Annotated in this window: 1 protein-coding gene and 2 pseudogenes; 2 read left to right on the top strand and 1 reads right to left on the bottom strand. The window is 45.9% G+C overall.

What is annotated here, in order from left to right; genetic code table 11:
* Window positions 1-599 precede the first annotated feature (599 nt).
* Window positions 600-1,114 (top strand): annotated as a pseudogene (locus tag UC15_RS25555) (DUF2778 domain-containing protein).
* Entirely contained in the window at window positions 1,095-1,364 is a 270-nt protein-coding gene (locus tag UC15_RS25550; protein ID WP_112292031.1) for a hypothetical protein, read from the top strand. The pseudogene UC15_RS25555 and the gene UC15_RS25550 overlap by 20 nt, the downstream one beginning before the upstream one ends.
* Before the next feature lie 15 nt (window positions 1,365-1,379).
* On the opposite strand, the pseudogene tssD reads toward UC15_RS25550, so the two are convergent.
* Window positions 1,380-1,616: pseudogene (gene tssD / locus UC15_RS25545) on the bottom strand (type VI secretion system tube protein TssD); the annotation flags it as partial.
* Between the last annotated feature and the right edge of the window lie 495 nt (window positions 1,617-2,111).

The raw sequence follows: 2,111 nt of genomic DNA, 5'->3' as shown, positions 1-2,111 counted from the left end.
TGCCTGTACGGCAGTGAACGAATCATAGAGAAATCATGATTCATGACAGAATTTCTAAGCTGCCTGTACGGCAGTGAACCGTTGGGTTTTCAGGGTTACGCTTTGAAGTGCAAAAGATTATCCCTGTTTGGGGATAAATACCCTCTTTTTCTGAGAGGTTTATTGAGCATTTGAAATCAATGAGTTAGCGGAGGCGCAAAAAAAAGGGTCAGCTCGGAGATACCATTAAAACCCCATCCCGGCCTTACTGTTTAGACCGGGTGTAGCGCGCCAAACATTTCATGACAGTTTGTCTCGTAAAATTGGATCGCCTCATTGATCCAATTTTAACTGTCAATTCAATTCCGGTAAAAGTTCCCCCCGTCTTAAAACAGGCAATGCTGTTGAGACGCTCCCCATGAAAGGATCTAGCACTGAAGGCTTCGTCCCTGGAGGGTTCACCAAGTCAGCCATAAGGCCGATCGGCTTTCCGCTCGCTTAAAACGCCCCTCAGGCACTTTTTAAAAACGGGTGAAATAATTGCTAATTTTTAATCATTTCCGCCTGTAAACAATAAACCCTATAATTTGAGAGGTTTTAAATCAATTAACGAGGATGTTATGGCACTACAAGGAAAGTTTATTATCAATAACGCTGATTACTCTCCGTTGTCGTTTCCAGGTTTGGGCACTTTTATGGCCTTTTCTGGCAATGGTGCGTACCGAAACCGAGGCGGCTGTGGCGCGATCCCAAAAGAAGGGCCGATACCCGCTGGTCGTTATTGGGTTGTCCAGCGTGGTGAGGGCGGCTTCTGGTCAAAAAAATAGCGGCATCGAAAGATCTTTGGAACGAAGCGTTTAAAGGAGCCGAGTTTAAGCATTCTGAATGGTTCGCACTTTATCGGGATGATTTTGCCATAGATGATTACACGTGGATAAATGCCGTTAACAGAGGCAATTTTCGACTGCATCCGGGAACACTTTCAGAGGGCTGCATCACCGTTCCTCACAACTCTAATTACGCATTAATAAGAAATGCTCTGTTACGTGCAGCACCGGTTGAGGTTCCCTGTATGAAAAGTTTACTGGCGCGTGGCTTCATTGAGGTGATTCATAATGGCAGCACTTGCCCGTAAACTTTACGTCATCGGCGCGAAGACTTTACTGTTCTTTATTTTGTTTTGTCTTTTCGCAAAGTTTATTGATGCTTCAAAATTCATTAGCTATGAAACGACATCGCATTTCTCTGACTGGTTGTACGGTGCCTCAAGTCAGGATAATTTTGACAACCTGTGGTTTTTTGCGGACGTCGGGTTAACACTGATTGCCGCTATTTTTAGCTATAAAATAATCTTGCTTGCCATCTCTAAGAAAGTGCGCTTTTAGGCGCACTTTTACTATTCAGCTGCGCACGTTCCATTCGTCCGTGTACTGAACGTTCCCATCAACATACCGCCAGGTGATTTTCTCGTACATCATGGAAACTGACTCCATATGGTTGATCTGCGAGTTACCAGCCATTTTAACGTTAGGCATCCCCGGATTCACACCGGTGATTTTCACGCCCTCTATCGTGATAATAAAATAGGCTTCCTCCCGTCCGGCATCATTAATCCGATACCAGCGTAGGTCCGCCGTCGTCTTTAAGCCACATATAAGCGGGTATTGGCATTTTTAAAACTCCTTTTCATATTGAACCGGCACAGATAGTAAGCCCCTGAAACCCTCTTTAAATAGTGGTTGTTTTTCTTATAGCATCAGGAGCTTAAAACCCCATTTAGTGACTTTTGAATCTGCGTAAATATCATCGAGTCGCCAACGTCGTCGGTCCCCATGTAAGGGCGAGGCCGAATAGCTGTCGCCGTATTCCGTCGTTAACGAGCTGGCGAGCATTCCTGATAGCATCAGGCAAGACAACACCCTTCCGCATTGGATTTTGGGAAAGAATCAGAACGAAGGTTTTATTCGATCGGGAATGGCGTGATTAAAAATCTTGCTGAACGGAGCGGCCTGAAGACCGTAGGCTTCAGGACCGAGAGAAGGCATCGCGGAGCGACAAGATTTTGCGCCACACGCTGCGGTGACAGATCATGTCCGTCGTGCCTGCGACAGTGCGCAGTGAAAAGAGCGTGG

The sequence above is a fragment of the Rahnella sp. AN3-3W3 genome (assembly GCF_003263545.1).
GTDB lineage: Bacteria > Pseudomonadota > Gammaproteobacteria > Enterobacterales > Enterobacteriaceae > Rahnella > Rahnella variigena.
Note: the sequence above shows the minus strand (reverse complement) of the source record. Positions and strands in the feature narration are given on the sequence as shown.

Coding starts and splice junctions, on each gene's coding strand:
- UC15_RS25550 (WP_112292031.1), top strand. CDS start 1,095: ATGGCAGCACTTGCCCGTAAACTTTACGTCATCGGCGCGAAGACTTTA.